Annotated in this window: 13 protein-coding genes; 8 read left to right on the forward strand and 5 right to left on the reverse strand. The window is 72.4% G+C overall.

What is annotated here, in order from left to right; all coding sequences use genetic code 11:
* Positions 1–8 precede the first annotated feature (8 nt).
* The gene (locus ACWDZ4_RS00430) at positions 9–917 is read right to left on the reverse strand and encodes a DUF4184 family protein (protein ID WP_451506238.1); all 909 of its coding nucleotides are present in this window, start codon (positions 915–917) and stop codon (positions 9–11) included.
* A 188-nt stretch (positions 918–1,105) separates the two neighbouring features.
* Here ACWDZ4_RS00430 and ACWDZ4_RS00435 point away from each other — a divergent pair, with 188 nt between their 5' ends.
* The 3 genes from ACWDZ4_RS00435 (at position 1,106) to ACWDZ4_RS00445 (ending at position 8,669) form a co-directional block, all read left to right on the forward strand.
* The gene (locus ACWDZ4_RS00435; RefSeq protein ID WP_451506239.1) at positions 1,106–2,968 is read left to right on the forward strand and encodes a lytic transglycosylase domain-containing protein; all 1,863 of its coding nucleotides are present in this window, start codon (positions 1,106–1,108) and stop codon (positions 2,966–2,968) included.
* Positions 2,969–3,148: 180 nt separating this feature from the next.
* Complete coding sequence (locus tag ACWDZ4_RS00440; RefSeq protein ID WP_451506240.1) at positions 3,149–4,135, forward strand: hypothetical protein; 987 nt, start codon at positions 3,149–3,151, stop codon at positions 4,133–4,135.
* A 4-nt stretch (positions 4,136–4,139) separates the two neighbouring features.
* Positions 4,140–8,669 carry a caspase family protein gene (locus ACWDZ4_RS00445; protein WP_451506241.1) on the forward strand — a complete coding sequence of 1,510 codons (4,530 nt, stop codon included), beginning with the start codon at positions 4,140–4,142 and terminating at the stop codon, positions 8,667–8,669.
* Here the strand turns inward: ACWDZ4_RS00445 and hrpB are convergent.
* Together hrpB and ACWDZ4_RS00455 are read right to left on the reverse strand one after the other, a co-directional pair.
* Positions 8,632–11,220, reverse strand: coding sequence for an ATP-dependent helicase HrpB (hrpB, locus tag ACWDZ4_RS00450; protein ID WP_451506242.1), 2,589 nt, complete (start codon positions 11,218–11,220; stop codon positions 8,632–8,634). The genes ACWDZ4_RS00445 and hrpB overlap by 38 nt on opposite strands.
* A gap of 4 nt (positions 11,221–11,224) precedes the next feature.
* A complete protein-coding gene (locus ACWDZ4_RS00455) occupies positions 11,225–12,091 on the reverse strand; it encodes a class I SAM-dependent methyltransferase (protein ID WP_451506243.1) in 867 nt (288 codons plus the stop codon).
* 360 nt (positions 12,092–12,451) lie between these two features.
* Here ACWDZ4_RS00455 and rpsA point away from each other — a divergent pair, with 360 nt between their 5' ends.
* The 4 genes from rpsA to ACWDZ4_RS00475 all read left to right on the forward strand — a co-directional run bounded on the left by rpsA (position 12,452) and on the right by ACWDZ4_RS00475 (position 16,248).
* The gene (gene rpsA / locus ACWDZ4_RS00460) at positions 12,452–13,969 is read left to right on the forward strand and encodes a 30S ribosomal protein S1 (protein WP_451506244.1); all 1,518 of its coding nucleotides are present in this window, start codon (positions 12,452–12,454) and stop codon (positions 13,967–13,969) included.
* Positions 13,970–14,278: 309 nt separating this feature from the next.
* Complete coding sequence (locus ACWDZ4_RS00465; protein ID WP_451506411.1) at positions 14,279–15,160, forward strand: PAC2 family protein; 882 nt, start codon at positions 14,279–14,281, stop codon at positions 15,158–15,160.
* A gap of 33 nt (positions 15,161–15,193) precedes the next feature.
* Entirely contained in the window at positions 15,194–15,802 is a 609-nt protein-coding gene (coaE, locus tag ACWDZ4_RS00470; protein WP_451506245.1) for a dephospho-CoA kinase, read from the forward strand.
* Positions 15,803–15,879: 77 nt separating this feature from the next.
* Entirely contained in the window at positions 15,880–16,248 is a 369-nt protein-coding gene (locus ACWDZ4_RS00475; protein ID WP_451506246.1) for a tetratricopeptide repeat protein, read from the forward strand.
* A gap of 51 nt (positions 16,249–16,299) precedes the next feature.
* Here ACWDZ4_RS00475 and ACWDZ4_RS00480 read toward each other — a convergent pair whose 3' ends face one another.
* Positions 16,300–16,557, reverse strand: a complete 258-nt coding sequence (locus ACWDZ4_RS00480; protein WP_451506412.1) for a DUF6343 family protein — start codon at positions 16,555–16,557, stop codon at positions 16,300–16,302.
* Between the two features lie 146 nt (positions 16,558–16,703).
* On the opposite strand from ACWDZ4_RS00480, the gene ACWDZ4_RS00485 reads away from it, so the two are divergent.
* Positions 16,704–17,180 (forward strand): DoxX family protein, encoded by a 477-nt coding sequence (locus ACWDZ4_RS00485; RefSeq protein WP_451506247.1) that lies wholly within the window; start codon positions 16,704–16,706, stop codon positions 17,178–17,180.
* 63 nt (positions 17,181–17,243) lie between these two features.
* On the opposite strand, the gene ACWDZ4_RS00490 is transcribed toward ACWDZ4_RS00485, so the two are convergent.
* Positions 17,244–17,471 (reverse strand): hypothetical protein, encoded by a 228-nt coding sequence (locus ACWDZ4_RS00490; protein WP_451506248.1) that lies wholly within the window; start codon positions 17,469–17,471, stop codon positions 17,244–17,246.
* Positions 17,472–17,607 lie beyond the last annotated feature (136 nt).

Here is a 17,607-nt window from a genome sequence, read left to right on the forward strand (position 1 = left end):
GTGTGCCCTCAGTCGCCGGACGGGCTTGACGTGCCTGCCCGGGCCGGAACACCCGGCCCGTCCGGCGACCGGGGCCCGGGGCCCGGGGCCGCACCCTGTTCCGGTCCCCGGGCCGGTGCGCCGCGCAGCCACAGCCGCACTCCCACGGTGTACAGCACCAGCCCCACGGCGAGTCCCGAGCCGGCGCCGAAGCATACGGTCGGGACGTAGTCGAGCGGCTTCAGCTGCACGGTCTGCGCGCCGTACCAGCGCAGGCAGCGGTGTACGACGCCCGTCAGCACGCACAGCGCGAGCAGCACCCCGGCCGCCCACCTCCCGCGCGCGTCCAGCAACGGTACGCAGGAGGGGGCGGGCCCGTCCGGGCGGCGCCGCAGCGCCGAGGCCGTGAACCACACGATCACCGCGAGGGCGACGGCCGAGCCGCCGTACTGTGCGTACCAGTACACCGGGAAGCCGGCGACGACCCCACCGAGCACCGGCAGGACCTCCGTGCCCCACCGGTCGAGATGCGTGAAGCTGTCCCAGAAGACGTGCGTGCACGCGCCGATGACCGCCGAGAGGAAGAACCGCCAGGCCAGCGAAGGGAGTTGCATCCCGGTCCAGTCCTGGCCGCGCACGAAGCCGTGGAAGCGGGCCTGCCGGTGACGCGGCACCAGGGCCAGCAGGGGTTCCCGCAGCAGCAGCCACAGGCCCACGAGTGCCGCCGTGATGAACACGTCGACAGTGACCAGGCCCGGCAGCGAGTGGGTGACGTCTCCGAAGGCCATCGCGGCCGGGGCGGCGGTGGCCGCGAAGTAGGTCATGTCGGGCGCGAACGACCCGGCAACGAGCACCGATGCGAGCAACGGTCCGCGCGCGGTACCGTTCCGTCGAATGCCCGGCAGCACGGCTGCGGCATGACTCAGTGTGAACGGCAAAAGTCCCCCTTGGTCCGCTTCTGATCGGTGAAGATCAGTATGCCGTCCTGTGTTCCGAGGTGAATTTCGGTGAACAACCGGTAATAAGGCGCGGGCGGCCGGTGTTCCGGCGTGGGGAGTTGTCGTAGTGTCGCCTGAGTCCTCGCGCTGGGGAGCGCGAACAGCCGTTGACGGGAGGGGCCAGACGTATGGCAGCACAATTCGGTCGCAGGCTGCGCAAAGGGGCGACAGCCACCACGGTGGCGGCGCTCGTAGTGGCGGCGCTCTCCGCCTCGCAGGCGCCGGGCTCCACTGTGGGGTCCGCCGACGAGAGGGCCGCGAAGGCGACCGAACCCCCCGGCACCCCGGTGACGGGCAATTCGCCGTACTTCACCGACCTCCCGCCCTTGAACACTCCGAACAAACCGGACACTTCGATCGATCTGCCCGTCGTCACCGGCCCGGCGGAAGCAGGCATACCCGCCACGGTCCTGGCCGCGTACAAGCGGGCGGAAGGGACCGTCAAGGGCACCGACCCCGGCTGCCGCCTCCCGTGGCAGCTGCTCGCCGCGATCGGCAAGGTCGAGTCGGGCCAGGCGCGCGGCGGCCGGGTCGGCGACGACGGAACGACGTTGACACCGATCCTCGGCCCGCAGCTCAACGGCGTCGGCTTCGCCAACATCTCCGACACCGACAACGGCGCGTACGACGGCGATTCGACGCACGACCGCGCGGTCGGTCCGATGCAGTTCATCCCGTCCACCTGGGCGACCTGGGGCCAGGACGGCAACGCCGACGGCCGCAAGGATCCGAACAACATCTACGACGCGGCCCTCGCCGCCGGCCGCTACCTCTGCGCCCACGACCGCGACCTGTCCGTCCAGGCTGATCTCGACCGGGCGATACTCGGCTACAACCGCTCGCGGGAGTACCTGCGTACGGTCATGTCCTGGTTCGACTACTACCGGCGCGGCAGCCACGAGGTGCCGGACGGCTCCGGAGTCCTGCCGGGCAGCGGCGAACCCGACAGCCACCACAACGGCAGCGGCGGCAGCCTCCCCGGAGCTCCCGGCGGGACGACTCCGCCGGCCGGCCCGGGCACTCGGGGAGCCGGCAGCGGCACCCCGACCCCGACCCCGCCGGCGACCATTCCGCCGACGACTCCGCCCCCGGTGACGAACCCGCCGACGAACCCGCCGACGAACCCGCCGACGCCGCCGCCCTCGACGACTCCGCCTCCGCCCACGCAGCCCCCGGCGCCCGTCACCGCCCTGGAGCGGCTCGGCACCGCGACCGTGACCGCCACCGAGGGCGAGAAGTTCGCCGACCGGCTGCGCGTACGGGCCAAGACCTCCGCGGGCAAGGTGGCGGTGGGCGCCCGGATCCAGTTCCGGATCGTCGGCGACACGGACGCGCGCTTCCCCGGCGCCCGGACCCGCTTCACCGTCACCGCCGGCGCCGACGGCATCGCCACCGCCCCCACGCTCGGCGCGGGCAGGCAGACGGGCACGTTCACCGTGCGCGCCGAGGCGCTGGGCACCAGCGCCCCCGCCGCGGACTTCACCGCCGAGGTCAAGGCCAGGCCGGCGCCGGCGCCGCGGTCCGACGCCCTGGTCCGTACCTCCGACAAGGTGCTGAAGGCCGAGGCCGGTGGCTCCTTCGCCGACCCGGTCGAGGTGAAGGCGACGTACAAGGGCAGGGCCGCAGCGGGTGTCGCGGTGACCGCGACGATGGTCACGGGTGGCGCCGGCACGTCCGCGGAGAACGACAAGGGCCCGTACTTCAAGGGCGCCGACGGCAAGGCGGTCCGTACCCTGACCGCTCTCAAGACGGACGCCAACGGCCTGGTGGCCCTTCCGAAGATCTACACCGACGGCAACGCGGGGACGTACAAGCTGCGTCTCACCACCGCCGACGGTGTGGTCCTCACGGTCGAACTGACCGTCACCGCGGCCGCCACCGCGCCGCCGACCGACCCGTCGACCGACCCGCCGACCGGATCGACGACGGACCCGTCGAAGACCCCTTCGGCCCCCTCCGCTCCCTCTTCCCCCACCACCCCCGCCGCGTAACCGCTTCTCGGCCTGCCGCCGCCGCCCCGTCCGGACCGTGTTCCGGACGGGGCGGCGGCATGTCACCCGGATCCGCCGGGCGACCCGGCCGGCGGAGTCGCCCCTGGAGTGGGGGCTCCGTCAACGCCTCTGTCCTCTCGCCGAGTTGTACGATCGCGGCAACGGACCCGGGGGAGGGGCATGGCTGCCATCGTCGTCGTACACGGCATCGGAAAGCAGTATCTGGGGGCCCACACCCTGCATCGCGGCATCGCCTCCGCGGTGCTCGACGGCCTGAGCCTCGCCGACGGACCGGAACTGACCCCCGAGGACGTCGGCGTCGCTTTCTACGGCCACTGCTTCCGGCCCCCCGGTGCGACGGCCGTGAAAGGCGAACCCGCGTCGCGCGCACGTGACGTCACCGATCCGCTGGAGACGGAGCTGCTGCTCGCCTGGTGGGCGGAGGCGGCCCGCCTGGAACCGGACCGGGTGCCCCCGCCGCCGGCGGCATCGCGCAACGCCGCCCGCCCAGGGAAGGCCGCCACCCCGGTCACCGTGCAGCGCGCGCTGCACGCGCTCAGCCGCTCGCGTTTCCTCGCCCGCACCGCCGATCGTTTCCTCGTCGGGGTCCTCTCCCAGGTCCGCCGCTACCTCACCGAGCCCGGCGTACGGGAGCGTGTCCAGCGCGAGATCGAGGCGGCCGTCACGCCCGGCACCCGAGTCCTTGTGGGGCACTCCCTCGGTTCGGTCGTCGCGTACGAAGCGCTGTGTGCGCATCCGGAGTGGCAGATCCCGACGCTGGTGACGATCGGTTCGCCGCTGGGCATCCCCCGCCTCGTCTTCGACCGGCTGCTCCCCGGGCCGGCCTCGGGGGAGGGGCACTGGCCCGCCGGGGTCCGCGACTGGACCAACGTCTGCGACCGCCGGGACGTGGTCGCTCTCGCCAAACGCCTTGCTCCACTGTTCCCGGGCGGCCCTCGCCCCGTCCAGGACGTCCTCGTGGACAACGGCTGGCAGGCCCACTCCATCGAGCACCACCTCACCGCCGTCGAAACGGGCGCGGCGCTGGCGGCAGGGCTGGCAGCCGGGGCCGGGGAAGCAGGGACAGCGGGGACGCAGGGAGCGGGGACAGCGGGGACAGCGGAAACACCGGGAGCAGAGGCAGAGGCAGCCGGGGCGGCGGGCTGAAGCCATGGGTGCGGCGGGGGAGGAGAAGGTCCGCAGACTGATCGTGGTCGGTGGTACGTCCCGGTACGAACACCACGAGGAACTCCCGGCCGTGCCCGGCGATCTCGACGCCGTCACCGCCCTCTTCGAGGGTCTCGGCTACGAGCCCGGCGGCCGGCTGCACGACCGCAGCGCGGACGGCTTCCGGCGCGAACTCTCCGACTGGGCCGCCTCGCAGGACCGTACCGATGACGCTCTCGTCCTGTACTACAGCGGCCACGGAGACCATGACCACGACCGGCATTACCTTCTGTTCCGCGACAGCCGCACCGACCGTCTCACCGGCACCGCCCTCGCCACCGAAGACATCGCCCGTACGGTCACGGAGTGCGGATTCGAACGGCTCCTGCTGATCGTCGACACCTGCTACGCAGGGCAGGGCGGCCTCGATGCCGCCCGCCGCGTCGCGACCGACCTCGGCAGGCGTCTCAGTACCACCCGGGCCGCCGAAGCGGAACGCCTCACCGCCTTCTGCGTCATCGCGGCGGCCCGGTCCCGGGACGAGGCAGCCGACGGCGCGTTCACCCGGGCACTGACCGAAGCGGTCGACGACCTGACGGTCGGCGGGCCCCGTCAGCCCAAGCTCTACCTGGAGCAGGTCGTCGACCGCGTCAACGAAAGCCTGCGCAGGCACAGTCCGCACCAGTACGCGGCTCTCGGAATCCTGCCGACGGGGGAGGGCTACCCCTTCTTCCCCAATCCGCGTCACGTACCGGACCTTCCGCACGCGGTGATGGATCTCGCCGAGCAGAGCACGTGGTCCAGCGCCGAGGGGCGCCGCCGCCGCGCCGAACTCCAGTCCCACTTCGCCCCCCGGGGCCGGGGAACGGACGGCATCGGTGGCCGTGGTTCCTACTTCACAGGCCGTCTCGCGGCCCTCGGCGCACTGTCGTCCTGGCTCGACGGCGACTCCGCGGAACTGGGCCGCTGCGTCGTCGTGACCGGGAGCGCGGGCGTCGGCAAGTCTTCGCTCCTGGGCCGTACGGTGCTGCTCGCGGACCCGGTGCACCGGCAGGCCCTGACCGACGTGCCGCCCGCCGTGCCCCCGCCGCGCACCAGGATCGATGCCGCGATCCACGCCCGCCACCACGTGCTCGAAGAGATCGCGGCGGGCATCGCGGACGCTGCCGGGCTCGACGACGCCCACCCGCAGTACGTCCTCGAAGCACTCGCTGGAAGAACCGAGCCGCTGACCCTCGTCATCGACGCCCTCGACGAGGCCGGGCCCGCCGCAGGAGGCACCGAGCCCCTCCGTATCGCAGGGGCCCTCCTGCACCCGCTGTCACGGATTCCCTGCGTACGTCTTCTCGTCGGCACCCGGCCGCATGTCGTCGGAGCCCTCGGACCGGAGCTCACGGTGCTCGACCTGGACGACTCCCGCTGGATCGGCCTCCACGACATCGAGCACTACGCGCGCAAGCTCCTCCTCGCGCCGGACGGCCCGGGCAGCACCGGCCCCTACCGCGAAGAAGAGACGGCCGCCATCGCCCGGGAGGTCGCGCACCGGGCCGGGCGCAACTTCCTCGTGGCGCGGCTGACCGCACGTGCGCTGGCCCACGGCGCGCAGCTGACGGGTGCCGGTGCCGGTGCCGGTGCGGGCGCCGACGACTGGCGGCGCCGGCTGCCCCCGCTCGCCGGGTCGTCCGCCCGCCCGGCCGGCCCGGTCTTCCGCTGGGCCCTGCACGAACAGCTGGGAGAGCGGGAACAGCGGGGCCGGGCCCTGCTCGGCGCGCTCGCGCTCGCCGAGGGCCCCGGGCTGCCGGCCGGCGCGGTCTGGCGGGCCATGGCCTCGGCGCTCACCGGTGACGACGTGAGCGCCGACGACATCGGCTGGATCCTCGGAGCCGCGAACGCGCACCTCGTCGAGGACGTGGACCGCACGGGCCGCTCCGTCTACCGGCTCTACCACGAGTCGTTCGCCGACGAGTTGCGCGAGGAGTGGCGTGTGGCGCCCCATGGGACACCACACGACGCACCGGGTACGAAGACCGTCCAAGTCACCGCCGGGCGAGTGGCCCGGGCGCTCCTGGACCTCGTGCCGGCGGACGCGGACGGCAGCGGCCGGAACTGGCCCGCCGCCGACCCCTACCTCCTCGACCATCTGCCGACGCACGCAGCCGACGGCGGCCTGCTCGACGAGCTCGTGCCCGACCCGCTGTTCCTCGTCACGGTGGACCAGGACACGCTGCGCCGGGCGCTGCCCCGGGTCCGTACGCCGCGGGCCGACGCCGTACGCAGCGCCTACGAGCGCATCGCCCCGCGCCTCGCGGCGGAACCGGACGCGGGGGCGCGGGCCGCCCTGCTCCGGCTCACGGCGCTGGAGGCCCACAACAGGGAGCTCGCCGACGCCGCGCTGTCCCGGTTTCCCGCCCAGCCGTGGGTGGCGGAGTGGGCCTTCGTACCCAGCGCGCCGTATCCGCACCGCTCGGTCGGGGACTTCCCCGGAGGCGTCAACCGGCTTGTGCTCCTCGACTGCGCGGGCCGCAGGACGCTGGTGACCCAGGAGGGAAACCTGGACCTCAGGGTCTGGGACACGGAGACCTGCGCGTTCCTGGGCCACCTTCCGCAGGCACCGCAGACGTACAACCGGTACGTCTCCGCGATGGCGACGTGCCCCGGGGGCCACGGGGGATGGCTGCTGATCGCGGTGTCCGAAGGGCCGTCGGGGCAGGTCACGGTGTGGGACGTCGGCCGGCGCGCCCCCTGGGGAAGCACGGTGGAGACCGCCGCCGAGGCCATCGCCCTGGCGGGCGTCGGCGACACCCTGGTGGCAGCGCTGGTGACCCTCGAGGGGGTCGTCCTGCTCGTCGACATGCGGGACGGGACCGAGCTGTGCAGGCTGACCGTGGAACAGGCGGAGCAGCCACCGGCCCCCGAGGAGACGCAGCCGCGCATCCAGCTCCGCAGCTGGGTCGCCCTGGACGTGCACGAGGGCGACCTGGTGGTCGCCGCCGTGTTCGGCGAATTCGTGGGCGGCCGGGAGTCCGACGGCAGGGTGTGGAAGTGGACTGTGCGCCCGGACGACGGATGGCGTCCGGCGGACGCGCGCTCCTGGTGCGTGCGGGGCAAGTACGTCATGGACCTCGTCGCCCACCGGGGGCAGGTGCTCGCCGCGACCCTGGATCCCCGGCCGGAGCACCCGCCGACGCCGGTGGACACCCTGGTCGAGTACGACGGGGGCTATCAGGAGTGGACCTGCCGTTCGAGCACGGGGCTGGTGGACGAGGACCGCTTCGTCCTCTGCGGCCGGGGAATGGTCCGCCTCGCCATCGGCGTGGACTCCGCCGAAGTGGTGGACGCTCAGGGGCACCGGCAGACGGTCCTGCACGGCCGGATGGAGACGCTGGGCAACTTCGACGCGGTGGCCGTCGGTACGGACGAGGTGCTGCTCGTGACAGGAACGCACCTGCGGGGCCCGGTGTCGATGCGGGTCTTCCGGCTCGACGGTTCCCGGGCGGGCACGGCGAAACCCCGGAGGTTCTCCGCGCTCTTCGGCATGACGCTGAGCCCGGCGCGGGTGGCCCGGCGGGAAGTACTGGCGCTCGCCGACGACAACGCCCTGTGCCTGCTGGACCCCGGCACCGGACAGGTGATCACGTGGACGCCGAAGCGGCGCGACGACCGCGTCGTGGGCGCGCGCGGCCTTCCGCTGGTGACGCACGACTGGCGGCCGCGCCGTGGTGACCACTGGCCGGTGAGGCTGCTGGGTGCGGCACGGCGTCGTATGCGCCTGCGGAACTGCCCGCCCGGCAAGCCGGCCGTACTGCATGTGGTCGGCGAGCCCGGACGGGGCGCCGTTCTCGCCCTGATCGACCAGCAGTTGGTGCTCTGGTCGTGGCACGGCCGGAAGCTGTGCACGGTGGGTCTGAACGGTCGGGGCGGTCCGGACCGTCCCGACCGCCCCGACCGTCCCGATGGCCCCGACGGTCCGGTCGGGAAAGTGCGCGATCTGGTGTGCGCAGCCGTCGGGGACCGCCTTTTCGCCGCGTACTGCACCAGGGAGGACGGGCTGCGCGTCCTCGAACTTCCGGCCGGAACGACAGCACTGCACCTGGAGCAGAGGCCCGGTTTCACTGTCGATCCGGGGATGTCGTGGCGGGGACAGGCCGTCGGTTTCGCTCTCGGCGACTGGGACGGCGAACCGGTCGTCGGACACCTGTTCTCGGGCGACGGCATCAGGGTGCACCGGATCCGCGACGGCGCACTGCTGTGGAGCTGGAAGCCCGGGCCGGCCCTCGCCCGGCACTTCAGAACGCTCCAGCTGCACCACGTGGGCGCGTGTCCGGTGGCTGTGACGGTCGGCTTCGACGACTACGTGACGCTCTTCGACATGAGGGACGACCGTGAGGTGTGCCGGATCTTCATGGGCTCACCAGTGCAGTGCCTGACCCCCCTGCCGGACGGGCGCATCGCGGCCGTCACGGACACCGGGGTCTTCTGCCTCGGCTTCCCCGGACTCAGCTCCGCCCGGGCCGCGCCTTCGTATGACGCGTAGGCGCCGTCGTCGCGGGGTCCTCCGGCCACGGGTGCTTCGGGTAGCGGCCGCGCAGTTCGGCCCGCACCGCGCGGTACCCGTCCCGCCAGAAGGACACCAGATCGGCGGTGACGGCCGCCGGACGCCCCGCCGGGGACAGCAGGTGCACCAGCACCGGCACGCCGGCCACCCGCGGCGTCTCGGCCAGCCCGAACATCTCCTGGAGCTTCACCGCCAGTACGGGCTGCTCACCGCCGTACTCCACCCGGATCCGCGACCCGCTCGGCACCTCGATCCGCTCCGGCGCCAGCTCGTCCAGCCGGGCCGCGTCGCCGGACGCCCACGGCAGCAGCCGGTTCAGCGCCTGCCCCGCCTCGATCCGGCCGAGGTCGGCTCTCCTGCGCGCCCGTGACAGCTCCGGCTCCAGCCATGCGTCGGCACGGTCCGTGAGCGCCGCGTCCGAGACGTCCGGCCACGGAGCGCCCAGCACCCGGTGCAGGAAGGCGAGGCGCTCGCGCAGCCCCCGCGCGTCCCGTGTCCAGCGCAGCAGGCCGAGGCCCTCGCGCCGCAGGCCGTCGAGCAGCGCTTCCCGTACCCGCTCCGGATCCGGCCTTGTGAGCGCCCGTACGGTCAGTTCGACCGCACCCAGTCGCTCCACGTGCCGCGCGACGACGTCCCCGTCCTCCCAGCGCACCTCCTCGCCGGACACGAGCAGATGCTCGGCGGCCAGTTTCGCGGTGTCCTCGTCGATGACGGCGGCGAGGCGTACGCGCGCGGAGGCGGCGTGGACGGGACGGTCGGCGACGGCGACCGCCAGCCATGGAGCGGTGCGCAGCCGGGACCCGTCGCCGAGTTCGGCCCCGGTTCCGGAGGCCATGAGGAAGGTCCCCTCGCCCCGGCCCCTGGCGACCCGTTCGGGAAACGCGAAGGCGGCCACCACCCCGGCAACGGCGTCGTCACCACCGGCTCCGGGGTTCCCTGCCTCCGCGCCGGACGTACCGGAAGCCCCGGCTGCGCCCGTCCTCCCAGAACCCCCAGAACCTCCAGAACCCCCGGAACCTCCAGAACCACCCGCCGCCGAAGCCAGCCGCCGTGCCTCCTGGCGCCACCGGGCCCCGTACGCGTCGTTGCCGCGGCGGGCCGCGCGCCAGGCCGCGGCCAGGTCGTCGCCGTACTCCCTCGGGGGCTCCTCGCTCAGCAGGGCGACCACCTCCGCCGCCCGGCGCGCGCCGACCTCCCGCGCGCCGTCGACGAGGGCCCGCGCGAGCCGGGGGTGCAGGCCGAGACGGGCCATCCGCACGCCCCGTCCGGTCGCGCGGCCGGCACCGTCCACCGCGCCGATCGCGGCCAGTACCGCACGGGCCGCCGCCATGGCCCCGCCCGGCGGCGGGTCCAGCAGGGCGAGGCCGCTCGCGTCGGGGTCGCCCCAGCACGCCGCCTGGAGGGCGAACGCCGTCAGGTCCGCCACCTTGATCTCGGGGGAGGGGAAGCGCGGCAGCCGTACGTCGTCGGCCCGGTCCCAGCACCGGTAGACCGCACCCGGCGCCTCCCGCCCCGCCCGCCCCGCGCGCTGCCGCGAGGCCGCCTGCGAGGCCCGTACGGTCGTGAGCGCGCTCAGCCCCCGCGCATGGTCCGTCCGGGGCTCACGCGCGAGCCCGGAGTCCACGACGACCCGTACACCGGGCACGGTCAGGCTCGACTCGGCCACCGAGGTCGCCAGCACCACCCTGCGCGTACCCGCGGAACCGGCCAGTACGGCGTCCTGCACCGCGGCCGGAGCCCGCCCGTGCACCTGGAGCACCTCGGCGCCGGTCCCGGACAGCTGTCCGGCCACCCGCGCGATCTCGCCCACGCCGGGCAGGAAGCACAGCACGTCGCCCTCCCGCTCGGCGAGCGCCCTGCGCACCACGGCGGCCACATGCGTCAGCAGCGCCGGATCCACGCGCGTGCCGTGCGGCGGCCGCACCGGACGGGCGGGCGGCGCCCACACCGTCTCCACGGGGTGGGAGACCCCCTGCGCCTCCACCACCGGCGCGTCGCCCAGCAGCCGCGCCCAGCCCTCGGCGTCCGTCGTCGCGGAGGCGGCGAGGAGCCGCAGCTCCGGCCGCAGGGCGGCCCGTACGTCGAGGAGGAACGCGGCGACGGTGTCCGCGTCCAGGTGCCGCTCGTGGCACTCGTCCAGGACGACGACATCGACCCCGGCGAGCTCCTGGTCGCGCTGGAGTCGTTGGAGCAGTACGCCGGTGGTCACGACCTCCACCACCGTGTCGCGCCCCACCACGCGCTCCCCGCGCACGGTGAAGCCCACGCGCCCCCCGACGCTCTCGCCCAGCAGCCAGGCCATCCGCCGGGCCGCGGCCCGCGCCGCGATCCGCCGGGGCTCCGCGACGACGACCCTCCGCACGGGCCGGCCCCCGTCGAGCAGCCCGGCCAGCACCAGCGGCACCAGTGTCGTCTTGCCCGTCCCCGGCGGCGCGCACAGCACCGCCGTCCCGTGCGCGTCCAGAGCACGCTCCAGGTCGGGCACAACGGTACGTACGGGCAGCTGCCCCAGAGCGTCGGTGCGGATCACGCCCCTAGTCTCGTACGCACACGAAAATCGCCGTTCCCGGGATCAGGTTTCCCCGCAGCGGGGACCAGCCGCCCCACTCCTGGCTGTTCCAGGAGGGCCACTCCGGCTCGACGAGATCGGCCAGACGGAAGCCGGCCGCCACCACGTCCCGTACCCGGTCACCGATCGTTCTGTGGTGCTCCACGTAGACCGCGCGCCCCTGGTCGTCCTGCTCGACGTAGGGCGTGCGGTCGAAGTAGGAGGCGGCGACCGACAGGCCCTCGGGGCCGGGCTCGTCGGGGAAGGCCCAGCGGATGGGGTGCGTGACGGAGAAGACCCACCGCCCGCCGGGCCGCAGGACACGCCGTACCTCGCGGAAGACCTCCACCGGATCGGCGACGAAGGGCACCGCTCCGTACGCCGAGCACGCGAGGTCGAAGGACGCGTCCCTGAAGGGCAGCGTCGCGGCGTCCGCCTGCACCAGGGGTACGCCGGGAACGCCGCCGCCGATCCGCAGGGCGTGCTGGAGCTGGCGGTGCGAGAGGTCCAGGGCCACCGGACGCGCGCCCTGCGCGGCGAGCCAGCGCGAGCACTGCGCCGCGCCCGCGCCGATCTCCAGGACGTCGAGTCCCTTCAGGGACGCCGAGGGCCCCAGGAGACCCGCCTCGGCCTCGTCGAGCCCTTCGGGGCCCCATACGAAACGGTCGTCACCGAGGAACGCCCCGTGTTCGCTCTGGTACGCGTCGGCGTTGCGGTCCCACCAGCCCCGGCTGGCCCGGCTGCTCTCCGCCTCCGATGCCTCGCGACGGGTCGCCTCCCCCTCGTCCGCACCGTCCGGGACGTAGGTGTCGAGGGCCTCGAAAGCGTCTGTGGCGTCTTTGCTGTGGCTCATTGCGCCCGTCTGTCTCGTCTGCGTAGGCTCCGTCGAACCGGTAGCTGCAGAGTGCGGTGCGGCCGTTGTGGCCTCGCCGAACCTTAGTTGTGCCAGGTATGGGTCGTTCCGCCCCGGGTGTGCGCCTTCGCGCATTGACCCTGCCCGGCTGCCCCCGTATGCTACAAGTTGCGCTGCGAGCCTGCGCACCTCAGACAGAGCAGGCTGCGCTTGCACCGGTTGTATGTCCCCTCGGTTGTCGAGGCGTTTCCGTCACGCGGAATCGCGCCTCCTAGGCTGCCCGGCGTCAGCAGGTGCCGATACGGGCTCCCGGCGTAGCAGTACCTACGACTTACTGTCCGTACCGGAGCCCTTACCCACATGACGAGCAGCACCGAGACCACCGCTTCCACCACCCCGCAGGTAGCGGTCAACGACATCGGTAACGAGGAAGCCTTCCTCGCCGCGATCGACGAGACGATCAAGTACTTCAACGACGGCGACATCGTCGACGGCGTCATCGTGAAGGTCGACCGGGACGAGGTCCTGCTCGACATCGGTTACAAGACCGAAGGCGTCATCCCTTCCCGCGAGCTTTCGATCAAGCACGACGTCGACCCCAATGAGGTCGTCAAGGTCGGCGACGAGATCGAGGCCCTGGTTCTCCAGAAGGAGGACAAGGAAGGTCGTCTCATCCTGTCCAAGAAGCGCGCACAGTACGAGCGCGCCTGGGGCACGATCGAGAAGATCAAGGAAGAGGACGGCATCGTCACCGGCACCGTCATCGAGGTGGTCAAGGGTGGTCTCATCCTCGACATCGGCCTCCGTGGCTTCCTGCCGGCGTCCCTCGTCGAGATGCGCCGCGTCCGCGACCTCCAGCCCTACGTGGGCAAGGAGCTCGAAGCCAAGATCATCGAGCTGGACAAGAACCGCAACAACGTGGTCCTGTCCCGCCGTGCCTGGCTCGAGCAGACCCAGAGCGAGGTCCGTCAGACCTTCCTCACGACCCTGCAGAAGGGCCAGGTCCGCTCCGGCGTCGTTTCCTCGATCGTCAACTTCGGTGCGTTCGTGGACCTCGGTGGCGTCGACGGTCTCGTGCACGTCTCCGAGCTCTCCTGGAAGCACATCGACCACCCCTCCGAGGTTGTCGAGGTCGGCCAGGAAGTCACCGTCGAGGTCCTCGACGTCGACATGGACCGCGAGCGCGTCTCGCTGTCGCTCAAGGCGACGCAGGAAGACCCGTGGCAGCAGTTCGCCCGCACGCACCAGATCGGGCAGGTCGTTCCCGGTAAGGTCACGAAGCTCGTTCCGTTCGGTGCGTTCGTGCGCGTCGACGAGGGCATCGAGGGTCTGGTCCACATCTCCGAGCTGGCCGAGCGCCACGTGGAGATCCCGGAGCAGGTCGTCCAGGTCAACGACGAGATCTTCGTCAAGGTCATCGACATCGACCTCGAGCGCCGTCGCATCAGCCTCTCGCTGAAGCAGGCCAACGAGTCCTTCGGTACCGACCCGGCCTCGGTCGAGTTCGACCCGACGCTGTACGGCATGGCCGCGTCGTACGACGACCAGGGGAACTACATCTACCCCGAGGGCTTCGACCCCGAGACCAACGACTGGCTCGAGGGCTACGAGACCCAGCGCGAGGCCTGGGAGACCCAGTACGCCGAGGCGCAGCAGCGCTTCGAGCAGCACCAGGCCCAGGTCATCAAGTCCCGCGAGGCCGACGAGGCCGCTGCTGCCGAGGGCGCTGCCGCCCCGGCCGGCAGCACCCCGGCTGCCTCCGGCGGCAGCGGTGGCGGCGGCTCCTACTCCTCGGAGTCGGCGGACAACTCCGGCGCCCTGGCGTCGGACGAGGCCCTGGCCGCGCTCCGCGAGAAGCTGGCCGGCGGCCAGAGCTGACGCTCTGACCTCCAGCTGGTAACCGGCTGAAAGTAAGGCCCGCTCCCCCTGGGGGGCGGGCCTTACTCATGCCCGCGCCGAGCCCGTGGACGTCGGCGCGGGCACGCCGGCCCGCAGCGGCGTACGAACTGGGGAGGCGGGCCACGGCTGTACGGGAGCCGGCAGACCGCGCTCCGGCGAAGGGGGCGTGGACGGGAATGCCTGTGCCCTGCGGCACGTTCTTCCGTAGGAACACGAGGAGGAGCGGTAATCGTGCTTGATCCGCAGGATTTGTACGAGTGGGAGCCGAAGGGCGTGGCCGTCGTCGACATGGCGCTCGCGCAGGAATCGGCCGGACTGGTCATGCTCTACCACTTCGACGGTTACATCGACGCGGGCGAGACCGGCGAGCAGATCGTCGGGAAACTGCTGGACACCCTGCCCAACCAGGTCGTGGCCAGGTTCGACCACGACAGGCTGGTGGACTACCGCGCCCGCCGCCCGCTCCTGACCTTCCGGCGCGACAAGTGGTCCGGGTACGAGGTGCCGGAGATCGACGTCCGGCTCGTCCAGGACGCGACCGGGGCGCCCTTCCTGGTGCTCTCGGGCCCCGAGCCGGACGTGGAGTGGGAGCGGTTCGCCCTCGCCGTACGGCAGATCGTCGAGCGGCTCGGTGTGCGGCTCTCGGTGAACTTCCACGGCATCCCGATGGGCGTCCCGCACACCCGCCCCGTCGGCATCACCCCGCACGGCAACCGCACCGACCTCATGCCAGGCCACCGCAGCCCGTTCGACGAGGCGCAGGTGCCGGGCAGCGCGGAGGCGCTCGTCGAGTTCCGGCTCGCGGAGTCCGGGCACGACGTGCTCGGTGTCGCGGCGCACGTGCCGCACTACGTCGCGCGTTCCTCGTACCCCGACGCCGCACTGACCGCCCTGGAGGCGATCACGGCGGCGACCGGTCTGGTGCTGCCCGGCGTCGCCCACGCGCTGCGTACGGAGGCCAGGCGCACCCAGGACGAGATCGACCGGCAGGTCGGTGAGGGCGACGAGGAGCTCGTCTCGCTCGTGCAGGGCCTGGAGCACCAGTACGACGCGGTGGCGGGCGCGGTGTCGCGGGGCAACCTGGTCGCCGAACCCGTCGACCTGCCGTCGGCCGACGAGATAGGCCTCGAATTCGAACGCTTTCTCGCGGAGCGGGAGGGCGACGTCTAGGCCCGCCCAGGCCACTGGTCTAGGCTTCCGCGCATGCTGAAAGTGGGCCTGACCGGCGGAATCGGTGCCGGAAAGAGCGAAGTGTCGCGGCTGCTCGTCTCGTACGGGGCCGTGCTGATCGATGCCGACAAGATCGCGAGAGAGGTCGTCGAGCCCGGAACGCCGGGGCTCGCGGCCGTCGTCGAAGCCTTCGGCGAGGACGTCCTCGCCCCGGACGGGACCCTGGACCGCCCGAAACTCGGCTCGATCGTCTTCGCCGACGCCGCCCGTCTGGCGACGCTGAACGCGATCGTCCACCCGCTGGTGGGCGCCCGGTCGGCGGAGCTGGAGGGCGGAGCGGGCACGGACGCCGTCGTCGTCCACGACGTCCCCCTGCTCACCGAGAACGGCCTGGCACCCCTGTACGACCTGGTGGCCGTCGTGGACGCGTCCCCGCAGACGCAGCTGGACCGGCTCGTGCGGCTGCGCGGCATGACCGAGGACGAGGCGCGCGCCAGGATGGCCGCCCAGGCGACGCGGGAGCAGCGGCTGGCGATCGCGGACCTGGTGATCGACAACGACGGACCGCTGACAGCGCTCGAGCCGCAGGTGCGCAAGGTCTGGGCGGAACTGACCGGACGGGCCGCGCGGCCGGCGTCCTGACAGAAGGCGGTAGACGGAATACGGCATGCTGCCGGGGCCGTTGGAAAGGATTGAAGGGCGAGCGGAAGGATTTCAGCGTGCCCGAAAGCAGCCCGGAAACCCACATCATCGACTACCGCGCGGCGGAGCACCTGCTGGCCGCGCGTGATCCGCGCGGAGCCGTGAAACTCCTGGACTCGGTCATAGCGGCCCATCCGGAGAACACGGCGGCTCGGCTGTTGCGCGCCCGTGCCTTTTTCGCGTCGGCTCAACTGCGCTCCGCCGAGCTCGAATTCCAGCTCGTACTGGAGCGTGAGCCCGACAACGCCTTCGCTCATTTCGCCCTTGCGCGCACGTACGAGCGTGCCTCGCGTGCGGACCGGGCGAAACGCCACTTCAGGCTGGCGGCGGCGCTCGACCCGAAGCCGGAGTACCTGGCGGCGGCGCGGTTCGACGCGGACGAGTGAGACGAGGGGCGGCCGCGCGGCCGCGCGCGCTCCCGGGTGGGGCGGACGTGTTCACCGGTGCGGCGGATCGTACGGCGGGATGTCGCGGCCGGGCTGGTAGTGCGCGCCCTGACGGAGGTGGCGTACGACCATCACCAGGTCCGCGGTGACCACGACGGCGAGGCAGCCACAGACGACGGCCCAGCCGGTGCGGCCGGCGGCCGCGAAGGCGGCCGTTCCGCCGACGGCCCAGAGCAGGCCCCACAGGCTCAGCCAGAGCCGCAGCCGGAGGGGACTGCGTGCGGTTCTCGGTTCGCTCCCGGTACGCATGATCATGATTAATCGCCTCTTCCCCACGATCCCCACAGACGCGTACCCGGTCCTGACTTTCACAGGCCGTCCGGCGATGAGTTCCGGGATGCGGAGCGGTCTGTACCTGTGAAAACACACGATGCAGCGCTTCCGGGGGAGACTGCATGTCCGACGCAACGACCACCGTCGCCACCGCCACTGTCACCGCGACCGCCGCCTCCCGGGTGCCGGATGACGCACCGGCCGCACCGGGCCGACGCGTACGGATCACGATGCGCGCCCTTCAGATCCTGCTGGCCCTGTTCTTCGCCGTGCCCAGCGCGAGTCCCAAGCTGGTCGCTCACTCCTCGGCGGCGGAGAGCTTCGACAGGATCGGCTTCGGCGACTGGTTCATGTACCTGGTCGGGGGCCTGGAGTTGGCGGGCGCGATCGCGCTGTTGATTCCCGTCCTGTCCGGAGTGGCGGCTCCCGCTCTCGGTGCGCTGATGGTCGGGGCGTTCTTCACCCAGCTGATGGCCTTCGACGGCGAGAACGCCGCGACGCCGCTGATCCTGCTGGTGCCGCTCGCCGCCATCGCCTGGTCCCGCCGCCACCACAACGCGGAGCTCGTCGCACTGGCGCGTCGCCGGTCTTCGCGCTGACGGCCTTGACGGCGGCGGGGCGACGGCACTTGTCCAGCGGCGCCCTCTTCGGCCCCAGGGGCCTCAGTGCCCGCGCCGGTTCCCGTGCTTGCCGTGCTCGCCGTGCTTGCCGTGCTCGTCGTGGCGGTGGGCGGACTCCTGGGCGCCCAGACTGGGCGACAGGGCGTCGCCGCCCTCGCCGTCGACCTCCCCGCGGGCGGGGTCCCTCTCCGCCGTGTGGGGCCCCGACTGCTTGATCTCCTCCGCGAACTCGTCGGCGGCGGTGGCGGGCTTGTCGCGGTGTTCGGTCATGGGGGTGCTCGTTTTCCTCGGACGACCGGATCGGTCCGGGCCGGGTGCCTCGTCCCGTGATGTTCATGCGCACACCGTCCCCGCGCCCGCGCGGCGTCGCCCGGGAACCAGTGTCAGACCCCACCCGTAAACTCGC

The sequence above is a fragment of the Streptomyces sp. NPDC003016 genome (genome assembly GCF_053591455.1).

Bases quoted from the DNA above. Each gene is read 5' to 3' on its own strand.
- ACWDZ4_RS00445 (WP_451506241.1), top strand. From the start codon at position 4,140: ATGGGTGCGGCGGGGGAGGAGAAGGTCCGCAGACTGATCGTGGTCGGT.
- coaE (WP_451506245.1), top strand. From the start codon at position 15,194: ATGCTGAAAGTGGGCCTGACCGGCGGAATCGGTGCCGGAAAGAGCGAA.
- ACWDZ4_RS00465 (WP_451506411.1), top strand. From the start codon at position 14,279: ATGGCGCTCGCGCAGGAATCGGCCGGACTGGTCATGCTCTACCACTTC.
- ACWDZ4_RS00490 (WP_451506248.1), bottom strand. From the start codon at position 17,471: ATGACCGAACACCGCGACAAGCCCGCCACCGCCGCCGACGAGTTCGCG.
- ACWDZ4_RS00435 (WP_451506239.1), top strand. From the start codon at position 1,106: ATGGCAGCACAATTCGGTCGCAGGCTGCGCAAAGGGGCGACAGCCACC.
- ACWDZ4_RS00480 (WP_451506412.1), bottom strand. From the start codon at position 16,557: ATGCGTACCGGGAGCGAACCGAGAACCGCACGCAGTCCCCTCCGGCTG.
- ACWDZ4_RS00440 (WP_451506240.1), top strand. From the start codon at position 3,149: ATGGCTGCCATCGTCGTCGTACACGGCATCGGAAAGCAGTATCTGGGG.
- rpsA (WP_451506244.1), top strand. From the start codon at position 12,452: ATGACGAGCAGCACCGAGACCACCGCTTCCACCACCCCGCAGGTAGCG.
- ACWDZ4_RS00485 (WP_451506247.1), top strand. From the start codon at position 16,704: ATGTCCGACGCAACGACCACCGTCGCCACCGCCACTGTCACCGCGACC.
- ACWDZ4_RS00455 (WP_451506243.1), bottom strand. From the start codon at position 12,091: ATGAGCCACAGCAAAGACGCCACAGACGCTTTCGAGGCCCTCGACACC.